Here is a 19,924-nt window from a genome sequence, read left to right as displayed (position 1 = left end):
TTTTGTTCATCTTTTCATTTCCACGCTTCTATTAAGGTTGATCGGAATAACGCATCCAATTGCTCTGCTCGGCCCTCTCCCGCTCTTAAATTTAATGCCGTCTGTTCGAAGTGCGCGAGACGTTCCTCCAAATACGTATTGATTGTATTTAACCGAGGCTCAAAGTCCAACTCTTCGCCTGCTTTCTTGCGAAACAATAATTGCTGAACCGTCTCCCACAGTTCTCCGTCTTTCGGAACTATCCCCTCCACCAGCACTTCAAACTCTATTGGCGGCATTTCGCCATATCGCTCGATCCATTCGCAAGCGAGCACAGGGCGTAAGACGTAGAAGTACTTCTTGATCCGGACCCGATCCCCTTGCAAATACATCCTATAGTTGCCGCGAGCCATGTTTAGATAGTGATACATACACGACTTTGGCGAGAAGGTTAGCGGAGATAATTGGCGGAGTTGCTCAGCCAGACTAAGTTTCTCTGCGTACCGTATTGGAGATTGCAGCCACTCTAACAGCGGCGGGTTAGACTTTAGATATAAGTTCAGCGCCTTGCGTATATCCCAACCGCTGATGTCGAGCTTATCGCTGATCGGGCGTTCGATGACATCTCGTTTATCGAAGATGGACAAATACCATTCCGGCCGCCGAATATAGATGAATCGAACATCATAGTCGCTATCCTGCGAAGGAAATCCCCAAGCCCGACTTCCCGATTCGCATGCATATAAGATGGTGATATCTTCCTCTTGCTCCAAGCGAGCCAATTCTTCCTTGATGACGCTATGTATAAGAGTCATTGTTCCTTCCTCCAATCGAGCCAAGTGATCATGGATGCTGTATGCACAATCTTCCCATGATCACTCGACCTTCATTCACTGTTGTGAGTCTAACGCTATGTCATCGATTCGTTTTATCATGGAGCCATAGCCTTTCGCCGTCTGAGCAATGTAATTCAATACCGTGTCGCTCCATCCATAGATATAAAAGGTGTTACGATCCTGTGGTGGAACCATTGCGCTCCGGTAAGGCGCGATATCGATGATGAACGCTTTGACGTTTGGGTTTACTTTGGTTCGATATTTTAGCAACGCCTCGTAGAATGGACTGCCGGTATTTTGCTGTTCGTCCGTGATGATGACGATTTGATCGACATGTCGCTTGTCAGCCAACAGTTTGCGTATCGGTGCTCCGGTATCCGTGCCTCCACGCGCTTGGATCTGTTCCGCCTGCGATAGGATGCTGTCTCTACGAGAAGGCTTAGCATCCACCACCTCGGTATCAAACAACCAGAACAGGGAATTGCCTTGCGTCTTCTTGTACAATGCCAGTGCAAACACCGAACCGATTTGCAAATACTCGCCATTCATCGAACCCGAGATATCGAGGAAAATGGCTGTGCGGTCCTCCAAATCCGGCAAATTCGCGAACGTGTACTCTACTGCATCCCGCAGTGCATCTCGTAATTGCGGGTGCTGAATTTGGCGGAATGCCTTTGCGAATCGGAATGGCAGAATCTTCGCCTTCTGCAAGGCGCGTTGATCGGTCAAACGAGCGACCACGTTCTCCAGGTTGTGACGGTCCTCCAACACACCTGTTCGATCAAGCGTATTTAGGTGCCGAAGCAACGCGAAAGTCGGCATCTGATCAATCAATGCTTCCCAGACCGCCTTGGTCGGCTTCACTGCCCCGGTCACGACTTCATGCGGCAGTTTGCCGCTTTCGATCCAGTGCAGTTGTTCCGCCTCCGAAGCCGCTCTTTTCAATTGCTCGAGCGCTTCCACTTGCGGCAGCAAAGCCATATTCGCTTCTTGACCGCGCAAATAACGAAACAGCGCTTGCTGCTTCAGGTCTTCAGGCTTAGGGTGAGCCGTAGCAATCGCATCACCTAAGCTATAACCGCGGCCACGGCCGTTGTATTTGATTGCCCAATACTCGGAAACGCCGCTCAAGAATCGGTTCACTTGCCTTTTCACCGCCCTACCGCCTTCCCCGCGACCCAGTCCTTGCAGAATCGTCAAGAAATCGGAGAGATCAGACGGAATTCGAACGACTTGCAGGAAGACTTTCGCGAACAAGTCCGGACGGTATCCCGACAGAATCGCCAATCCGAATATAGGCTGCAATCTCATGTATCCTTCATTTCTAGCGTAAATAAGCGCTTTGGCCATAAACTGCGGATTGCTCTGTGCCATTTCGCGGTGTAAGGCCTCCGCCTCCATCAAGAGCTCTTGTTGGTCCGCATAAAAGGTGTTGCCGAATGTATTGGTCACCAGCGTCTGCACATATTGCTCTTCGGCAGAGCGAATATAAGCCGGATAACCGTCTTGGTTACGAGTGGTCGGTCTCACGGCTGAAAATAGTTTTTTTGCGAAGCTCATCGATCATGCCTCCTTTAAATAAATACTTCTTGAATAGATCGTTGAGGAAAAGGTCGGAAAGGTACATGCTGCTCTACCAACTGAGCTATCCCATCTATGAGATTGGAGTTGGACTCGAACCAACGACACGCCGATTAGAAGTCGAAGTATCCCTTCCATACGCCTCAACGATTATTTTCAACTCTTGCTTACAGTGCTGCTTCTTGCTCATGCTGAATTTATTGCGATATGTACTTTGCAGGAATCCTACGAAAAAAAGACCCCTGTTGCTTCAGATCCTTCCCTACAGCAAATTCAGCCATAGAAAAAGACCGCTCGGCCTCAAGCAGTCTTCATAAGTACGCATATGTAATCCATCGTTAACGGAGTCAGGTTGCGAGAAACAACCGGTCGGCCGAAGCGGATCTGCGCTTATAAAGAATGCCCCTATGAAATGGAATGAAAAGATGCTGCGAATCCATTCTCTCTTGCTGCTTATTAATCGTCTGTTCCATCTTAGGAAGCGGCTTTATCCAATAGAGTCGATTGCTCTCATGCATGCTTCAACATTCCTTTCTTAACTAAAATTTAAGTTCACGGAGGAAAAGGTTTTGGAAAGGCCTTTACACGCTTCGATCCCATTTAGATGAGATGGAAGCAGATTGGATTCGAACCAATTAAACGCCATCGAAGAATCCCTTCCGAGCGCCTCCGTGAAATTACGAATCCGATGTCTTAACGCCTCGGCTTCATGATCTGATTTTCGCTGATATAGGGGTTCGGGAACAGGGTGAAAGTATGGCGACCGATAAAAATTTTCCATATCCTCCAACTTCCGTCCTTGATACAATATAGATCACACATGATCGATAAAGGCTGGGGGAACGCGAGTGGCTAGGGAGAGCTTCGATAAAGAGATTCAATTCCTGCGCATGCTGGCGCTCGCCGGCGGCGCATATAACAGACAACAGTTTGCCAATCGGCTTGGCATCTCCGTACATACCTACGACAAGACGCTTCGCAGCCTCAAAGAGATGCTTGGTACGCTGAAACAAGGGTTGTCGCAAGAGCAGGGTTCTGTGTTATCCGACGGATTCCACTATAACTATTACGAATCCGCTGACCCGCTCCTTCTGTTCTTATTTCGCGCGAAGTCGCTGAAAGAAACGGAAAGCATTCGGCTTACGCTGCTGCTAAACGTCTTACAATCCAAGGAGCTGACCGCCAAGGACCTGCAGGACCATTGCAGCGAGCAGATGCCAGCTGACTACCCGATTCCGGACGAGAAGACGATTCGAGGGGATCTGAAGTACTTGGAGGAAGTCGGTGTCATCACCCGCTTGGACGGTGGACGCCCCTACCGCTATAAAGCGGCCAACGATTTAATCGACCGATTATCCGATGATGAGCTGCTTGATTTGTTCGATTACGTCGATGTCATCTCCAATACGCAGGTCCCTTCCGTTCAAGGTTTTCTGCTTCGGGCTACCTTGAAGAAAGCGTTAAGTAAAAGAGGCTTCGATCCGGACACCGGGGAAACACATCGCTACAAGTACCATTATCATTCTCGGATTCTGGATGAAGCGCATTTATATACGATTTTCAAAGCCATTCAACAAAGGAAGAAACTTCAGTTTCTCTACTTGTCACCGAAGAAAGGGAAGAGCTACGCCTCCCAAAACTCCAATCCTCTCTTCGAGCGAGAAACGGAGGGGACTCTGCAAACGGCACTGCCGCTGCGCGTCATCTACGATCACCAATATGGCAGGTGGTATTTAATCTGTCACGGACCACGAGGCATAATGAAGTTCCGAATGGAAGGCTTGACGCAGCTTGAGGAAGGCGAAGCCGTTACGGAAGAGGACTTCGACCAACGGTTACAGACTGTCATGGAACAGATGAAATATAGCTGGGTAACGGACACCCTTCGCCCATTAAAGGTTGCGGCCCGCTTCTATAATCCCGAACGATCCGGCGCTAATTTTGTACGAGAACGGGTCGAGGCACAGGGACAATGGGGGACGATTACGGAAGAAACGGAGTCTACCTTCCTCTTCGAAATTACGGTGAATGGCATTTACGAGATCAAACCATGGCTGCGAAGCTTCGGATCGAGCTGCGAGGTGTTGGAGCCGGCATGGCTAAGGCGAGAATTCATTGCGGAGTGGAAGGAGATTCAAGGCTACTATGAACCTGTTCGAGAAAATCTTTAACTATCAGATCATGTCCCGCCTTGATGAAGCCGGTTCCTTTGCACTGACCTCCCAAGAACGAGTATGGCTCAAGATGATGCTGGAGCACGCCACCTCTGCGAATGCCTTTACACCAGATACGCTGGGCAAATTGAACCAATTGCTTCAACCTGAAGCTTCGACCGATATACGAGATATTATTATGGAGAAAGCCAAGAGCAAAGAGCGCCAGGTCTATCATCCGCTCCTTCGCACGCTGCGGCGCATCTTAATGCTAAACCACGGCATTAGACTTACCTATCGCATTAAACACGGCGGGGTAAAAGCAAATCAAAGCGGCTTTCCTTATAAACTCGAATACAACATGGTCAAGAGAGAATGGTATTTACTGTGGTACAGTGATCGAGGTCGCTCTCTCATGTCCACAAAGCTGCACAATATCGTTGATATCGAGGGCATTGAACTGTCAGCAGACCGAGTAACGGAGTTAAAAAGAGTATTGAATCAACTGTTGGAAACACGTAAACAACAAGCCATCATACAAGTCGTCCCAACCTACAATGAAGAACTATCTCGCATCTTGTACGCATTCTCCTGCTTCGAGAAGTCGGTGTCCTATGACGAGGTCGCTGCTCAATATCGAATACATATTTCCTATCTCGCCGACGAGAGCGAATTTCTGCTATCCAAAATCCGATTCCTCGGATTGCGCGTAAGGATCAGCGAAGGGGAACATCTACAGGCCAGAATGAGGGACTCCGCTTCAAGAGCGCTTAATCGCTATGGAATTGTAATAACTGAAACGCTATCTTGATATAAAAAATGACCTCTGCATATGCGGAGGTCATTTTTGTATTACTTGAACTCCCAGCAGTTCAGGCTTAATGTGCCCAGCTGGTAGCTGCGATGCAGCAGCTTTGCTTGTCGGTTGCTATCGCCGGCCCCCATTGCAAGAAGCAGCGGAATGAAATGCTCATTCGTGGGAACGGCTTCCTTGGCATAAGGAGCTAGTGTCTCGTAATTGAACAACGCCTCTAGATCCCAATTCTCCAGCTTATCTTGAATCCACTTGTCGAAGGCGGCCGCCCATTCTTCAGGCGTAGTTCCCCCCCGCCAATTCAACATGCGCAGATTATGAACGATACCCCCACTGCCAATGATCAGAATATCTTGCTCCCGCAGCGAAGACAAAGCTTTCCCGATCTGATACTGCTGCTCATTCGTCAGGAAGCGGTTGACGGACAAGGCAATCACCGGAATATCCGCGGCAGGATACATCAGCTTAAGTACAGCCCATGCCCCATGGTCCAGCCCTCTCTCCGAATCCATTACGCTAGGGATGCCATTCTTCTCGAATAACTGCCCAATCTCCTCGCTGATCGCAAGGTCTCCAAGTGCCGGGTAAGTCATCTGGTATAGTTCATCTTGAAAACCGGAAAAATCATAAATAGTGGAGTAGTACGTATCCACGGTGCTGACTGTTTGCGTTCTGCTTTCCCAATGTGCGGAGAAAAGCACGATAGCCTTAGGCTTGGATGGCAGCGCAGCGGCGAACTGCTTCAGAAAATCAGTATAGTCATGTTGCTCGAGTACAAGTGATGGTGCTCCATGAGCAACGAAATAAGATGGCATCATAATAGTTGTTCACTCCTTCGGTTGTTTCGTTTAATGTTGTACATCCGTTTGCAGCCAGCTGACGAAATCTCTCTGACTCTCTTCCGATACGCCATGATCGGTCGGATAGAGCTTGAATGTGCAATTCGGTGTTATTTTATGAAAATAATCAGCGTTGTCCTTACCTATCTGGACCGGGAATACGGAATCGTACTCACCATGGGAGATGAACACGGACACTTGATCTACATGCTGCAGCGTGTAATCCGTCTTCACGAAATCCGGTATATAGCCGTTCAAAGCTACAATTCCTTTCAATTGCTCGCCTATTGTCAGCGCAAGTGTCATGGCTAGAATCGCGCCTTGGCTGAAGCCGAGCAAGTATCGCCCAGCAGCGTCAATCGGATACTTCTCTGTAGCATATTGGATGAATGCCTCTAGCTGATGAACTGCCCGATCAAAGCTCTCACGAATTGGATTACCCAATCCCCTCAGCTCGTAATATTGGTAACCCGCACCTAAACGAAGGTCTCCCCGAATGTTGACGATGATAAAATCATCGGACAATGGAGCTACCAAGCCCTGCATGTTCTGCTCATTCGAGCCTTTCCCGTGAAGGGTGAATATCACCGGGTGTTTCTTGTTGGGATCGCTGTGAGGCGGTAGATGGATATCGTATTCATAAGTCAAACTCACTATAATCAACCTCCCCATTACGCTCGTTCAAATATTACTAATAGAGATTTATTTATGATATGGCTAATATAACTCCGTGCCACTAGTATGTCAATTGATTTATTGTTAATATGTAATTAACATTTGTATTACTAATATTATAGGCAGGTGATCCTGATGGACATCGGTTCCACCATTCGCGCAATACGCAAACGCAAAAACATCACGATCGCCCAAATATGTGAAGAAACCGGTTTGTCGCAAGGTTTCATGAGCCAAGTCGAGACGAATAAAACGTCTCCTTCCATATCAACACTGGATAACATCGCTGCGGCGCTGAACGTGCCTTTGACTTATTTGCTCATGAAGAAAGACGAACGGATGTCGATCGTCCGCAAAGAGGACCGCAAAGTAACAACAAGCGGCATTGAGAAGCTAAAGGTCGAGCACCTCAGCTCCACAAGAGGCATGAGAATGATGCTTGTTGAACTTCCCCCCGGCGCCTCTACGGGAGCAGCCCCCCATGCACATAAAGGTGAGGAGTCCCATCTCGTCATTCAAGGGAAAATCGTCGCTGAACAAGGGGAAGATTCTGCCGTTCTGGAAGCTGGCGACTCCTTCAGCTGGAATGCCTCCACTCCCCATAGAGTAACCAATGTCAGTGAAGGTATCAGCATCGTCCTCATCTCCGTGTACACCGGGGCGGAAGATGATCTGGAACAGGAATATTTGTAGGTCTTCTTTTTTAGAAAAGAGGCTATCTTGAAAGGCGTATGAATCCGCCCTTCAAGATAGCCTCTTGGTATGATTGCATTCTAAATTCCGAGCTTCTGCCCTTTCTCCAACCGCTGAATCTGTTTCTCGCCTTCGTCCGCCAGATCGCGGAATTGACCAATGGTTTCGCGCATTTTGGGGAGGGCTTCCTTCTTATACGTACTGATTGAATCCAGCGCAGCAAGGACATCCGTAAACGCTTGTTTCAATGTGTCTACCGAGATGCTCGCATTTAGAGCCTGCTTATGAATCTCTGCTCCTTGCTCCTTCAGCATACGGGATGTGCCGGCGATTAATTCGTTTGTCGTTTGATTTAACAGTTCGATTTTCTTCAATACAATCTTCTGATTATAGAGGGCGCTGGCGACCGTAACGGAAATTCGCAGTGCCGATATGGTCACATTCTTCGCTCTGTCCACGCCGCGAATAAGTTCTTTGTTGTTGCGGATGACTACCTCGATGGCCATAATCCCCTGCTGGTTGACGACTAGCATCTGCTGCAAGTCCATGACGCGCTGGCGCAATGGGAACAAGACTTCCTCCGTGATAAAACGAATCTTGTCAGGATCCTCATTGCGAGCTGACGCCGCTTCGATCTGCGATGCGATGGATTCGTCCATCAGCATGCCGAGCTGAATCTCCTTCTGGAGTTTCTTGGTCAATTCGCGAAGCGTCTGCTGCTCGATCTCAAGCGTCGTATTGTCGTTCTTGAGCGTCATTTTTCCCTTATCCAAGGAAACGACGATGTCGGCGATAACCGCATCGGCCTTCTGATATTTGAGGAAGTAGGCGCGTAACGGATTAAACAACTTGCCCAGAATTCCCGTTTTGGCAAAATCCACGACACTTGGGTCCAAATCCTTCAACTGCGTATGAAGCGCGGATAACCCTTTGGCAACCTGCCCGCCGTCATCTCCCGTCTTCGAGAGATTCCCGACTGAAACTTGGAGAAGCGAGTTCTTATCGGAGGATGATTTCATCGTGTTCAGCCCGAAAGCGTCGATCGATTGGAGAATCTCCTTTCGCTTCTCGAGCGATTCCGTGTCTAAAGCCATAATTGTGGATACGTTGTTATCTGCGATTTCCTTGAGTTTGGCGATTTCTTCGGGGACCGGTTTAACCTCTTGCTCGATTACCTGTTTGATTTGCTCCGGGCTGGCCACTTCCATCGAGAATGACATCGAATTCCTCCTTTAGGTTTGGGCCTTACATTTGAACGTTGAGAAGGTTGCCGATCTTGTAAACGACGTCGTCTGTATCCGCGTTGATGCTTGCCGCCTCGTTGATGCTCGATATGCTTTGAAGCGCTTTGATGTTGGCGTTATATCCGATGGTGTAGATCGGAACTTTATAGATTTCGACCAGCTCTTTGATGTCGTTGAGCGAGTGTCCCTCGTTCGTCTCCCCATCGCTTAGGACGAAAATAACGGGTTTCATATTCGGATTGACGAGTAATTGGTCTTGAAGCAGCTTGAGCGCGACGATGATGCCATCGAAGGTCGCCGTCCCTCCGCCCGATTGCAGATTGTTCACGGCTCCCACGAACAACGATTGCTGAATCGCATCGTATTTCCCGATCGGCACATCGATGGATACGTCGCTGGAGTACGAGACGAGTCCGATACTGTTATCTCGGCCGAGATACTTCTGTCCTTTCAGCAACGATTCTTTCAGGCGGGCCAGTGGCTCGCCGTCCATACTTCCGGAGATATCCGTTACGAAGACGGCAGCGATCGGCTTGCTCCCATTCTTCTTCTCTTTCCACAGCTTCTGAGCGGAAGTCAGCGTTGCGCCGTCCAAGACAGCCAGCTCGGATTTGTAATCTTCAAGTTGGTTAAACCCTTTGTCTTGTGCCAGCTGCTGATAATTGTCCTGCGTCACGAAATCCGCGAATTTCTTGATGATGTCCATTTTCTCTTGCGGGAGATCCCCTAAGGCAAATAGCGGACTGTCATGTCGAACACCGAACGGCGTGAATACGTAACCGTTCTTCAAATCCGCTGCATTGACGAAAGTTTGATACTCAAGCACGAAACCATCCAACATCCCTGACTTAGCCGCATCCCGCATCTGTAAGGTTGTAGAAGCGATGAACGGCACGTTCGCTTGAAATTTCTCGAACCCTTGAACCGCCTTGTCGCTCAAGCTATTTGAATTATCGAATGTATGTAGTGCTGTAACGAGAAAGTTGAGTCCGGTCGAGCTGGCAAAAGGATCTGTATACCCCATCGAAAATTCATTGTTTGCGATTGCTTCGGTAACGGTTTTGACATTGACCGAGCCGTATTTGTCGACCAATGCATCGTATTTGGCTTTGGCAATGACGATGCCCGGAACATTGCCTACGAGGCGCGGCGCAATAAGCTGCGTCTCGACTCCGCTGGCTTCCACCATTTTGCCCCATAGCTCGTTGGAAGGCGTGAAGGCGTCCGGCACATATTTACCGGTCTTGATATAATCGGTCGCCGTCCCGGAGGCGATGTTTCGTATTTTCACAGATGCGGGACGTCCATTCACTTCGATACCGGCATTGTTGAATGCCGCCCCGACCTCGGTTAACCATCCGTCAACGCCGGTTCCGGATTTCTCCGTGGAGGAGAAGATTTCAACGAATTGCTCGGTCGTGTTAGTCACCGCAATCGGGAACTTGGAGATGTCCGGCAACGAAGCGGCGACGTCAATGGGGTCCAGATCGATCTGCCCTTTCACCGGCTCCGCAGTCGTAACGGAAATATCGCCGTACAAATCGCTTAATTGCTTACCGGCGTTCTCGGAAGTGACCTCCGCTTTGGACTTGCCTAAGTTTGAGGTCAGATTGATGCCATAATACACAAGGACGAATACGAGACCCAACATCACAATCGATATCAACAAAAACTTGCTCTGTTTGGACATAACCGCACCTCTCACTGTTTGTAATATTTAGTCTGCTTGATCAACGAATCGATCTCCTGCATACATGGCATCTGATCGATCTCACTTGGCTCGAAACTGTCCAAGCGCGAAATTTCAAGCAGCAATTTATCCAGCTTGATCAGCATCTCTTCGTTCGACTCCAGCGATTGCTTGACGAATGTCAACTGCTCGGCAACAATGCCCGATCTTACTTGGAGAAGCTCTGGGGATATCCGGGAAGGCTTTCGACCTCCACCGGCACTCTGAAGCTCGGACTCGTCGCACACATGCAGCCGGTTCAAAATACTTCTTACGTTCAGGTAAAATAACTTCTCTATTTCCCTCGTTACAGATGCGAATTTCTTGTAACTAAGCTCATTAGGATCGAATCGCTGCCCGAGAACGTTCAGCAAGGTGTCCTGTCTCTTATTCATCCGCTCCAGCTGCTCCAAGGCGTAAGCCATATCCTCTTGCAGCACTTTCACTCGTCTATACCGAGTGAGTGCTTCCTCGAAGTCTTCTCGCGTTTGAAGCTGCTTAAGGGGAATCGTCTCTTGCTGCTTAAACAGCAGCACATAACTTCCGTACAGAAGCGCTATACCGCTCGCAAGAAGCAACGTGACGCCGAGCGCCGACTCGAAGGGACGCTCCCCGATCTGGGCACCTATAAAGCCGGGCGAGAATACCGCAATATTCAAAGCCGCGATCACCACAATCATACCTAGCAGCTTCACGAATTTAGTTCCCATCGCCGATGCTCCTCCATCCAGGTTCATTCCAATGTACGCAGCTTGATCGCAAGATATTTCCGTTTCCTTAATCTGGATTACGGAAGACCAGATGCGTAGTTTCAACTTCGCATACATTTACCAGGGCGGTGATTCACATACTTACAGAGAACCCCAAAATAAATGAAACTTTTTCACTCGATTCCCAAATATTTGTGATATAATTTTCCATAGTTTTTTGACCGGAGAACAGCCCTATCTAAAGCGAAGGCGATATTCGGAACCTCAAAATGCAGAAACTTACAGAAGTCGGTGATCACATGTTTCAATTCAAGTGGCTATGGCACAATCTGATAGGCGATCGAGCACGATATATTATCGCGTTATGCCTATCGGTGGTGGGCTCCTCGCTCACCATTATTAATCCGTACATCGGACAGCGCATTGTCGATCTCTTTATCGCTGGCGATGATGCAGCACGTAATCTGACAGACGAACGGGCGCTATTGATCGGTCTTTGTTTGGGCATGATCGGCTTTTCCCTGCTTCGTACGAGCCTGGCCTATTTTACGACCATGCTGTATGAACGAGCTTCGCAGAACATGCTTTACCGCGTCCGGATCTACCTGTACAACAAAATTCAGGGCCAGGACATGAGGTACTACGATCGCAATCGTACCGGAGACCTCATGACCAAGATGACAGGTGACCTCGAAATGGTCCGGCACTCCCTAGCTTGGATCGTGAAGACGATTATCGAGTCGTTGACGGTATTTGCAGCAGCGGTTGTCTATTTCTTCTATATCGACGCAGAGCTGACTTGGTGGCTGCTCATCCTCTCGCCTCCGATCGGCATCGTGGCCTTCATATTCGCCAGACGTGTACGTCCGATGTATGTGGATCTTAGGGAGCGCCTATCGCAGCTGAATACGACCACCCAGGAAAATATCGCTGGGAATCGCGTAGTCAAAGCGTTCGCTCGCGAGGAATACGAAATCAACAAATTCACGGAGAAAAGCGTGAATTACTCGAAGGCCAATAAGAAAGCTGCTTTGGTCTGGCTGGACTACTTTCCATACTTAGAGATCTTCTCTCAGGGATTCAGCGTTATTCTGATGCTGGCAGGAGGTCTGTTCGTCATGAACGGGCGGATCACATTCGGGGAATTCTCAGCCTTCTCCGCGCTTGTCTGGGGACTTTCCAACCCGATGCGCAGCATTGGTATCATTATCAATGATATTCAGCGGTTCTTCGCGAGCCTTACCAAAATCATCGAGGTCTATTACGCTAGTCCGGAAATTGTCAACGAGCACAATGCCACTGTTAAACGGCGTTATGACGGCCGCATTCAGTTCGAGCATGTGAGCTTTAAGTATGACAGCGTGACGGTGCTTCAAGACATTAACTTCACGATCGAGCCTGGCGAGACGATTGCCATCATGGGCGCAACTGGATCGGGAAAAACGACGCTCATTAACCTCATCCCACGCTTCTATGACATTACGAAAGGTCGCGTCTTGGTAGACGGCAAGGATGTGCGTAAGCTGGAGCTTGATGAACTGCGCGGCAATATCGGCATAGCGACACAAGATGTCCTGCTGTTCTCCGATACGATTGACGGCAACATTGCCTATAATCATCCGGATATGCCGGAAGAGGACGTCAAGAAATTTGCGGAGCTTGCGGCTGCCGAAGACTTCATTCGCAAAATGCCGGATGGCTACAACACCGTCGTAGGCGAACGCGGTGTCGGTCTATCAGGCGGGCAGAAGCAGCGTATCGCCTTGGCTCGGGCTTTGGCCGTGCAGCCTCCGATTCTGATTCTCGACGATACAACTTCCGCTGTCGACTTGGAGACGGAAGAGCATATCCAGAAGAGTCTGCGCGAGCTCGACTTCCCTTGTACCAAAATCATTATCGCCCAGCGTGTATCCACAACGGCGCAGGCTGACCGCATTCTTATTTTGGACAATGGACGAGTTATTGAAGAAGGCACCCACGCCGAGCTTCTAGCTAAGCGCGGTTACTATTACGACGTATTCAAGCTGCAAATCGAAGGTATCGGAAGGGGGGCGATCGCTCATGGCTAGAAATAAGTTCGATATTGATGAGAATCTGGAGTCACCGTTTAATATCCGACATTTCCGGCGTGCACTGGTCTACATCAGAAGGCAGCAGAAGCCGATGATCATCGCGTTCATCCTGAGCGCCTTATCAGCCGGTATCGCGCTCTCCGCGCCTCTTATTATGCAGCATGTCGTTGACGTTACGATTCCTACTAAGAACAAAGAAGCGCTTGTAGGCTGGTCGCTGCTTACACTGGCCACCATCGTCGTCAGCGTCATCTTGGCCACGATCCGCTCACGTATGATGACGAGTGTCGGGCAAGATATTATTTTCGATATTCGGACCGATTTGTTCAAGCACTTGCAGGAGCTGCCGTTCCAATACTATGACGACCGCCCACAGGGCAAGATTCTCATCCGGGTCGTCAACTACGTCAACTCCGTGTCGGACGTGCTCTCCAACGGGATCATCAACTTAATCCTTGAAATTATGAACCTGCTCTTCATTGCCATCTTTATGTTCTATGTCGATGTGAAGCTGTCTTTTGTCATTCTGGGCGGTCTGCCTGTCTTCCTCGGCATCATCATGCTCATCAAGACGAAGCAGCGCAGAGCGTGGCAGTCGGTATCTAACAAGAGCTCCAACTTGAATGCTTACCTGCAGGAGAGCATCAGCGGCATTCGCGTTACGCAAATCTTCACCCGTGAGGAGCATAACGAAGGTATCTTCACTCGGCTGTCCGGCAACTACCGCAGTGCGTGGATGAAAACGATGTACCTCAACTTTCTGGTCCCGTTCTCGGTAGATAACCTGGCGACAACCGTCACCACAGCTATCTTCTTCGTTGGTTTGCTGACGCTGGGACCGGAAGAGGTGACGTTCGGCGTCATACTCGCTATGAGCAGCTATGCGTCGCGCTTCTGGCAGCCCATCCTTAATATTTCGAACTTGTACAACAGCTTTATCAACTCTGTCGCCTACTTGGAGCGTATCTTTGAGACTCTTGATGAGCCGGTAACCGTCAGCGACGTTCCGAAAGCGAAGGAATTGCCGCCTATCCAAGGGAGAGTCACCTTCGACGATGTGACCTTCGCTTATGATCCAGGACACAACATCTTGCAGCACCTTTCGTTCGATGTCAAAGCAGGTGAAAGCATCGCGCTCGTCGGTCCAACAGGCGCAGGTAAGACGACTGTCGTCAACCTGATCTCGCGTTTCTATAACATCACGGGCGGACAAATTCGCATCGACGGCCATGATATTTCGCAAATCAAGCTCAAATCGCTGCGCAGTCAAATGGGGATCATGCTGCAGGACAGCTTCATCTTCTCCGGCACGATCCTGGATAATATCCGCTACGGCAAGCTCGACGCTACGGAGCAAGAGGTTATCGCTGCTGCCAAGGCCGTCTGCGCGGATGAATTTATCCGCGAGTTCGAGAAGGGCTACATGACCGAGGTCAATGAGCGCGGCTCGAAGCTCTCGCAGGGACAGCGGCAGCTTATCTCCTTCGCTCGCACGCTGCTTGCGAACCCGCGCATTCTCATTCTCGACGAGGCGACTTCGTCCATCGATGCGCAAACCGAGCGACTGGTGCAGATGGGACTGAACGAATTGCTGAAGGGTCGCACGTCGTTCATCATTGCGCATCGTCTCTCCACGGTCAAGAACTGTGACCGCATCATGTATGTCGCTGACAAAGGCATCGCCGAAAGCGGCTCGCATGATGAGCTGCTTGCCAGGCGCGGCCGGTATTATAAGCTGTATTCGGCTCAGAAGATGGAGGCGTAAGTCTGGTCTCCGGTGTATAAGGCAAGCCCCCGATCGCTGTGATCGGGGGCTTGTTTGTTTTTGTTGGAGGGCCTATCGCCTTAACCTGCCTGCTTGGACAGGTGGTTGGCGATCTTGTTTATGTTCTGGCACCGGCAGATAGCAAACATCGTCGCTTGCTCCAGCATTTTTTTCTTTACGCGAAACCGGCAATAGTGAAGTCCGTGGAACACTATCATGACATCCATGTCTAGTGAGCCTTGTACATTCCCGCAACATGAACGTGCGAAATACTCTAACGAACCGTACGGCGCTTATTTGCCCATTAATAGCTCCGAAAAAATGCTAACGAACCGTAGGGGCTCTATTTGATGGTTTTGGAGTAGTTGGTAGCCGATTATCCCCAAATAACGCCTCCACGGTTCGTTAGAATCTCAAAGCCTCGATATTCGACCAAATAACACCCCTACGGTTCGTTAGATTTTCGCGGCAGGCAAGAAGAGGAGTGTGAGATGAGATTTGTACGATATCTATGCGGTGATGTCGTGAAATGAAGCAGATTTTAAATGGACGCCGAGACTTTATCGGCAGCTTGAAGCCCCTGAAATCAAATAAGGGTTACCCCACAAGCAGCTTGTAAGCCGCATGTGGGGTAACCCTCTGTTTCACTCTACCCTACTTGCTCATCTGCGCCAGCATGTTGAGCAGAACCGTTACAGCCTCTGCTCTTGTTGCATGGTCGCCAGGGGCGAATTGGTTATCGCCTTTGCCTTGCACAATGCCTGCTTGCTTCACGAACGCTACGCTGGCTTTCGCCCACGCTGGAATAGCCTTATCGTCTGCGAAGTCGGTTGCTGCAACCTCTTCAGCCGCTTTACCCAGCGCCTTCGCGATCATCGCCGCCATCTCTGCGCGTGTTATTTGTGCATCCGGACGGAAACTTCCGTCTGCATAACCGTTAATAATATCTGCTTGGACCGCTTGCGCGACTGCTTTCTGCGCCCACGTTCCGATCTTAGCTGTATCTGTGAAAGTAAGTGCCGTTCCGCTGCCTTGTGGCTTCAGCGCATTCATCAGCATGACGGCAAACTCCGCACGCGTGACGGTTTTCCCAGGCTTAAACGTACCGTCTTGGTAACCCTTCACGATCCCGCTGCTTACTGCTTGCTTGATCTTGGCTTCAGCCCAGTGTCCGGAGATGTCGCTAAAGGTAGTCGTTGGTTCCGTTGTCGTTTGGCTTACAGCGAATACCGCATATTTCGTAAAGTGATCGACCTCTACAGTGATATGGTTAGCGTTTATCTGAACACCGCCAACTTTCACCCATTCCTTCTTCACTTCGTCATAATAGAAGACCGCTGCTTGCTCATCGCCACTTAATTTCGTCGGATCAAAAGCAAATGTCAACGAGATAGGTTTACTGAAATTCTCCGAGAAGTTCTTCAGAATTTCGAAGACAGGACTGGCTAGAATATCTTCATCCGAAACTAGATTTTGAGTGTTCAACACTTGGTCTATTGTTAGTTTCAGGTTAGTGTCTGTTGAACCTGCCGGGATTTCGATCGTAACCGAGTCTCCCAAGCTAACCTTGCCTGATTGACCTACAGGCAGCGTTAATGTACCATCTGTCGATGTCACTGGAGTGTCACTTGGTGTTGTTACAGGTGGTGCAGGAATGTATGCCGCAGTAACGGTTACAAGCGTTGCTGCGCTCACATTGCTTGCTGCATCTGTTGCCGTTACCTCAAGCTGTGTAGCTGCTGGTAGAGCTGCTGTCAGCGTGATGGAGAATGTCCCGCCTGTTGCTGTTGCTGATCCCAGCGTTGTTCCCCCTGCTTTTACCGTTACTATGGAACCCGCTTCTGCTGTACCGGTAATGACGAGATCATTGCTATCCACGGCGTTCACTGTCGGTGCTGCCGGCGGTGTTACGTCTGGCGGTGCTACAACTGTTGCATCCGTTACCGTAATGAGCGTTGCCGGACTCACATTGCTTGCTGCGTCCGTTGCCGTGACCTCAAGCTCTGTAGCTGCTGGTAGAGCAGCTGTCAGCGTAATGGAGTACGTACCTCCTGTTGCTACTGCTGATCCCAGTGTCGTTCCGCCTGCTTTTACCGTTACAGTTGAACCCGCTTCTGCTGTACCGGTGATGATGAGGTCATCGTTGTCCACTACGTTCACTGTCGGTGCTGCTGGTGGTGTTACGTCTGGCGGAGTTATAACTGTTGCATCCGTTACCGTAATGAGCGTTACCGGGCTTACATTGCTTGCTGCGTCCGTTGCCGTGACCTCAAGCTCTGTAGCTGCTGGTATAGCAGCTGTCAGCGTAATGGAGTACGTACCTCCTGTTGCTACTGCTGATCCCAGCGTTGTTCCCCCTGCTTTTAAGATTACAGTTGAACCCGCTTCTGCTGTACCGGTGATGACGAGGTCATCGTTGTCCACGGCGTTCACAGTCGGTGCTGCTGGTGGTGTTACGTCTGGCGGAGTTACATTGTCTAGCTGAATTACGGTCAGCGTGAACGTCTTGGTCTCGACTGCTGCGCCTTTGGTGATTGTCGCGGTCAACGTTACCGGCACATCGCCCGATCCGAATGTTGGACGCGTTACTGCACCAGTCACAGCATTGATTGCTGCATTATCCGACGACCATGCGACTGTCGTACTGTTCAACCCTGTTGCTGGCAACGTTACTGCTTGTGTTACGCTTGCAGCTGAATCGCTGCCGCCGTATGTGATTCCCAAGTCTGACTTCGCTGCGCTTACTGCTTGAGCATCTGTTTGTTCTTGCTCCAGTACGGTCAGCGTGAATGTTGTGGTCTCGCTAACTGCATTCTTCGTGATCGTCGCGGTCAACGTTACCGGCACATCGCCCGATCCGAATGTTGGACGCGTTACTGCACCAGTCACAGCATTGATTGCTGCGTTATCGGACGACCATGTTACTGTCACTCCGTTCAACCCTGTTGCTGGCAACGTTACTGCTTGTGTTACGCTTGCAGCTGAATCGCTGCCGCCGTAAGTGATTGCCAAGTCTGACTTTGCCGCGCTTACTGCCTGTTCATCCGTTTGTGCCAGCTGCGGTACGGTCAGCGTGAAGGTCTTTGTCTCGCTTGCTGCATTCTTCGTGATCGTCGCCGTCAACGTTACCGGCACATCGCCCGATCCGAATGTTGGACGCGTTACTGCACCAGTCACAGCATTGATTGCTGCGTTATCGGACGACCATGTTACTGTCACTCCGTTCAACCCTGTTGCTGGCAATGTTATTGCTTGTGTTACGCTTGCAGCCGAATCGTTACCGCCATAAGTGATTCCCAAGTCTGACTTCGTTGCGGTTACTGCTTGAGCATCTGTTTGTTCTTGCTCCATTACGGTCAGCGTGAATGTTGTGTTCTCGCTTGCTGCGCCTTTGGTGATCGTCGCAGTCAATGTTACCTCCACATTGCCTGCTCCGAATGCTGGACGCGTTACCGCGCCTGTCGCTGCATCAATTGCTACGTCATCGGACGACCATTCTACCGTCACTCCGTTCAGCCCCGTTGCTGGCAATGTTACGCCTTGCGTTACACTATCAGTAGAATCAATACCGCCGTAAGTGATTGCCAGTGCCGACTTAGCCGCGCTTACTGCTTGCGCATCCGTTTGTGCCAGCTGCGGTACGGTCAGCGTGAAGGTCTTTGTCTCGCTTGCTGCATTCTTCGTGATCGTCGCCGTCAACGTTACCGTTGCATTGCCCGATCCGAATGCTGGACGTGTTACCGCTCCTGTTGTTGCATTAATTGCTGCGTTATTGGACGACCATGCTACTGTCGTTCCGCTTAGCCCTGTTGTCGGCAGCGTCACCGTTTGCGTCACACTTGCAGCCGAATCATTGTCGCCGTAACCGACCGCCAATGCCGTCTTCGCTTCGGTGACGGCTTCTGAATCCGTCTGCGCTAGCTTCTGTACGGTCAATATGAACGTTTTTGACTGGCTTTCTCCACCTTTGGTGATCGTCGCCGTTAGCGTTACCGTCGCATCGCCCGACCCGAATACTGGACGCGTTACTGCACCTGTCGCCGCATTAATTGCTGTATCATCGGACGACCATGCGACTGTCGTTCCGCTTAACCCTGTTGCTGGCAACGTTACGTCTTGCGTCACACTTGCAGCCGAATCATTGTCGCCGTAACCGACCGCCAATGCCGTCTTCGCTTCAGTGACCGCTTCTAAATTCGTCTGCGCTAGCTTCTGTACGGTCAATATGAACGTTTTTGACTGGCTTTCTCCACCCTTGGTGATCGTCGCCGTCAGCGTTACTGTCGCATTGCCCGACCCGAATATTGGTCGCGTTACTGCACCAGTCGTAGCATTAATTGCAGCATTATCGGACGACCATGCTACTGTCGTACCGCTTAACCCTGTTGCTGGCAACGTTACTGTCTGCGTCACACTTGCAGCCGAATCATTGTCGCCGTAACCGACCGCCAATGCCGTCTTCGCTTCGGTGACGGCTTCTAAATCTGTCTGTGCTAGCTTCTGTACGGTCAATATGAACGTTTTTGACTGGCTTTCTCCACCTTTGGTGATCGTCGCCGTCAGCGTTACTGTCGCATTGCCCGACCCGAATACTGGACGCGTTACTACACCTGTCGCCGCATTAATTACTGCATCATCGGACGACCAGGTCACTGTCGTTCCGCTTAACCCTGTTGCTGGCAACGTTACTGCTTGCGTGACGCTTGAAGCCGAATCACCCCCGCCGTAACCGACCGCCAATGCCGTCTTCGCTTCGGTGACCGCTTCTAAATCCGTCTGCGCTAGCTTCTGTACGGTCAATATGAACGTTTTTGACTGGCTTTCTCCACCTTTG

At 50.1% G+C, this 19,924-nt stretch carries 13 protein-coding genes; 5 read left to right on the top strand and 8 right to left on the bottom strand.

Annotation, left to right across the window (positions count from 1 at the left end; translation table 11 throughout):
* Nucleotides 1-14: 14 nt before the first annotated feature.
* Nucleotides 15-794 carry a nucleotidyltransferase domain-containing protein gene (locus AC506A_RS31030; RefSeq protein ID WP_495464819.1) on the bottom strand — a complete coding sequence of 260 codons (780 nt, stop codon included), beginning with the start codon at nucleotides 792-794 and terminating at the stop codon, nucleotides 15-17.
* Nucleotides 795-869: 75 nt separating this feature from the next.
* Nucleotides 870-2,375 carry a TROVE domain-containing protein gene (locus tag AC506A_RS31025; RefSeq protein ID WP_495464818.1) on the bottom strand — a complete coding sequence of 502 codons (1,506 nt, stop codon included), beginning with the start codon at nucleotides 2,373-2,375 and terminating at the stop codon, nucleotides 870-872.
* A gap of 869 nt (nucleotides 2,376-3,244) precedes the next feature.
* Between AC506A_RS31025 and AC506A_RS31020 the strand changes: the two genes are divergently transcribed.
* Both AC506A_RS31020 and AC506A_RS31015 read left to right on the top strand, forming a co-directional pair.
* The gene (locus AC506A_RS31020; protein ID WP_495464817.1) at nucleotides 3,245-4,567 is read left to right on the top strand and encodes a helix-turn-helix transcriptional regulator; all 1,323 of its coding nucleotides are present in this window, start codon (nucleotides 3,245-3,247) and stop codon (nucleotides 4,565-4,567) included.
* Nucleotides 4,542-5,360, top strand: a complete 819-nt coding sequence (locus AC506A_RS31015; RefSeq protein ID WP_495464816.1) for a WYL domain-containing protein — start codon at nucleotides 4,542-4,544, stop codon at nucleotides 5,358-5,360. Before AC506A_RS31020 ends, AC506A_RS31015 begins: the two co-directional genes overlap by 26 nt.
* A gap of 41 nt (nucleotides 5,361-5,401) precedes the next feature.
* On the opposite strand, the gene AC506A_RS31010 is transcribed toward AC506A_RS31015, so the two are convergent.
* Nucleotides 5,402-6,181, bottom strand: coding sequence for a DODA-type extradiol aromatic ring-opening family dioxygenase (locus tag AC506A_RS31010; RefSeq protein WP_495464815.1), 780 nt, complete (start codon nucleotides 6,179-6,181; stop codon nucleotides 5,402-5,404).
* A 30-nt stretch (nucleotides 6,182-6,211) separates the two neighbouring features.
* Nucleotides 6,212-6,856 (bottom strand): alpha/beta hydrolase, encoded by a 645-nt coding sequence (locus AC506A_RS31005; protein WP_495464814.1) that lies wholly within the window; start codon nucleotides 6,854-6,856, stop codon nucleotides 6,212-6,214.
* Between the two features lie 156 nt (nucleotides 6,857-7,012).
* Here AC506A_RS31005 and AC506A_RS31000 point away from each other — a divergent pair, with 156 nt between their 5' ends.
* Complete coding sequence (locus AC506A_RS31000; protein WP_495464813.1) at nucleotides 7,013-7,570, top strand: helix-turn-helix domain-containing protein; 558 nt, start codon at nucleotides 7,013-7,015, stop codon at nucleotides 7,568-7,570.
* Nucleotides 7,571-7,650: 80 nt separating this feature from the next.
* Here AC506A_RS31000 and AC506A_RS30995 read toward each other — a convergent pair whose 3' ends face one another.
* From AC506A_RS30995 to AC506A_RS30985, 3 genes are read right to left on the bottom strand one after another with little or no spacing between them, the layout of a single operon-like run.
* Entirely contained in the window at nucleotides 7,651-8,790 is a 1,140-nt protein-coding gene (locus AC506A_RS30995; protein ID WP_495464812.1) for a toxic anion resistance protein, read from the bottom strand.
* Nucleotides 8,791-8,815: 25 nt separating this feature from the next.
* Complete coding sequence (locus AC506A_RS30990) at nucleotides 8,816-10,504, bottom strand: vWA domain-containing protein (protein WP_495464811.1); 1,689 nt, start codon at nucleotides 10,502-10,504, stop codon at nucleotides 8,816-8,818.
* A gap of 11 nt (nucleotides 10,505-10,515) precedes the next feature.
* Nucleotides 10,516-11,253, bottom strand: a complete 738-nt coding sequence (locus AC506A_RS30985; protein WP_495464810.1) for a hypothetical protein — start codon at nucleotides 11,251-11,253, stop codon at nucleotides 10,516-10,518.
* A 269-nt stretch (nucleotides 11,254-11,522) separates the two neighbouring features.
* Between AC506A_RS30985 and AC506A_RS30980 the strand changes: the two genes are divergently transcribed.
* Nucleotides 11,523-13,322: an ABC transporter ATP-binding protein gene (locus AC506A_RS30980; protein ID WP_495464809.1), complete on the top strand. Its 1,800-nt coding sequence runs from the start codon at nucleotides 11,523-11,525 to the stop codon at nucleotides 13,320-13,322.
* Nucleotides 13,315-15,090, top strand: a complete 1,776-nt coding sequence (locus AC506A_RS30975) for an ABC transporter ATP-binding protein (protein WP_495464808.1) — start codon at nucleotides 13,315-13,317, stop codon at nucleotides 15,088-15,090. The genes AC506A_RS30980 and AC506A_RS30975 overlap by 8 nt, the downstream gene beginning before the upstream one ends.
* A gap of 654 nt (nucleotides 15,091-15,744) precedes the next feature.
* Here AC506A_RS30975 and AC506A_RS30970 read toward each other — a convergent pair.
* A partial coding sequence (locus AC506A_RS30970; protein ID WP_495464807.1) for an immunoglobulin-like domain-containing protein occupies nucleotides 15,745-19,924 on the bottom strand: 4,180 nt, incomplete at its 5' end.

The sequence above is a fragment of the Paenibacillus sp. N22P23 genome, assembly GCF_059383735.1.
Note: the sequence above shows the minus strand (reverse complement) of the source record. Positions and strands in the feature narration are given on the sequence as shown.

Coding starts and splice junctions, on each gene's coding strand:
- AC506A_RS30980 (WP_495464809.1), top strand. CDS start 11,523: ATGCAGAAACTTACAGAAGTCGGTGATCACATGTTTCAATTCAAGTGG.
- AC506A_RS30975 (WP_495464808.1), top strand. CDS start 13,315: ATGGCTAGAAATAAGTTCGATATTGATGAGAATCTGGAGTCACCGTTT.
- AC506A_RS31010 (WP_495464815.1), bottom strand. CDS start 6,181: ATGATGCCATCTTATTTCGTTGCTCATGGAGCACCATCACTTGTACTC.
- AC506A_RS31030 (WP_495464819.1), bottom strand. CDS start 794: ATGACTCTTATACATAGCGTCATCAAGGAAGAATTGGCTCGCTTGGAG.
- AC506A_RS30985 (WP_495464810.1), bottom strand. CDS start 11,253: ATGGGAACTAAATTCGTGAAGCTGCTAGGTATGATTGTGGTGATCGCG.
- AC506A_RS30995 (WP_495464812.1), bottom strand. CDS start 8,790: ATGTCATTCTCGATGGAAGTGGCCAGCCCGGAGCAAATCAAACAGGTA.
- AC506A_RS30990 (WP_495464811.1), bottom strand. CDS start 10,504: ATGTCCAAACAGAGCAAGTTTTTGTTGATATCGATTGTGATGTTGGGT.
- AC506A_RS31015 (WP_495464816.1), top strand. CDS start 4,542: ATGAACCTGTTCGAGAAAATCTTTAACTATCAGATCATGTCCCGCCTT.
- AC506A_RS31025 (WP_495464818.1), bottom strand. CDS start 2,375: ATGAGCTTCGCAAAAAAACTATTTTCAGCCGTGAGACCGACCACTCGT.
- AC506A_RS31000 (WP_495464813.1), top strand. CDS start 7,013: ATGGACATCGGTTCCACCATTCGCGCAATACGCAAACGCAAAAACATC.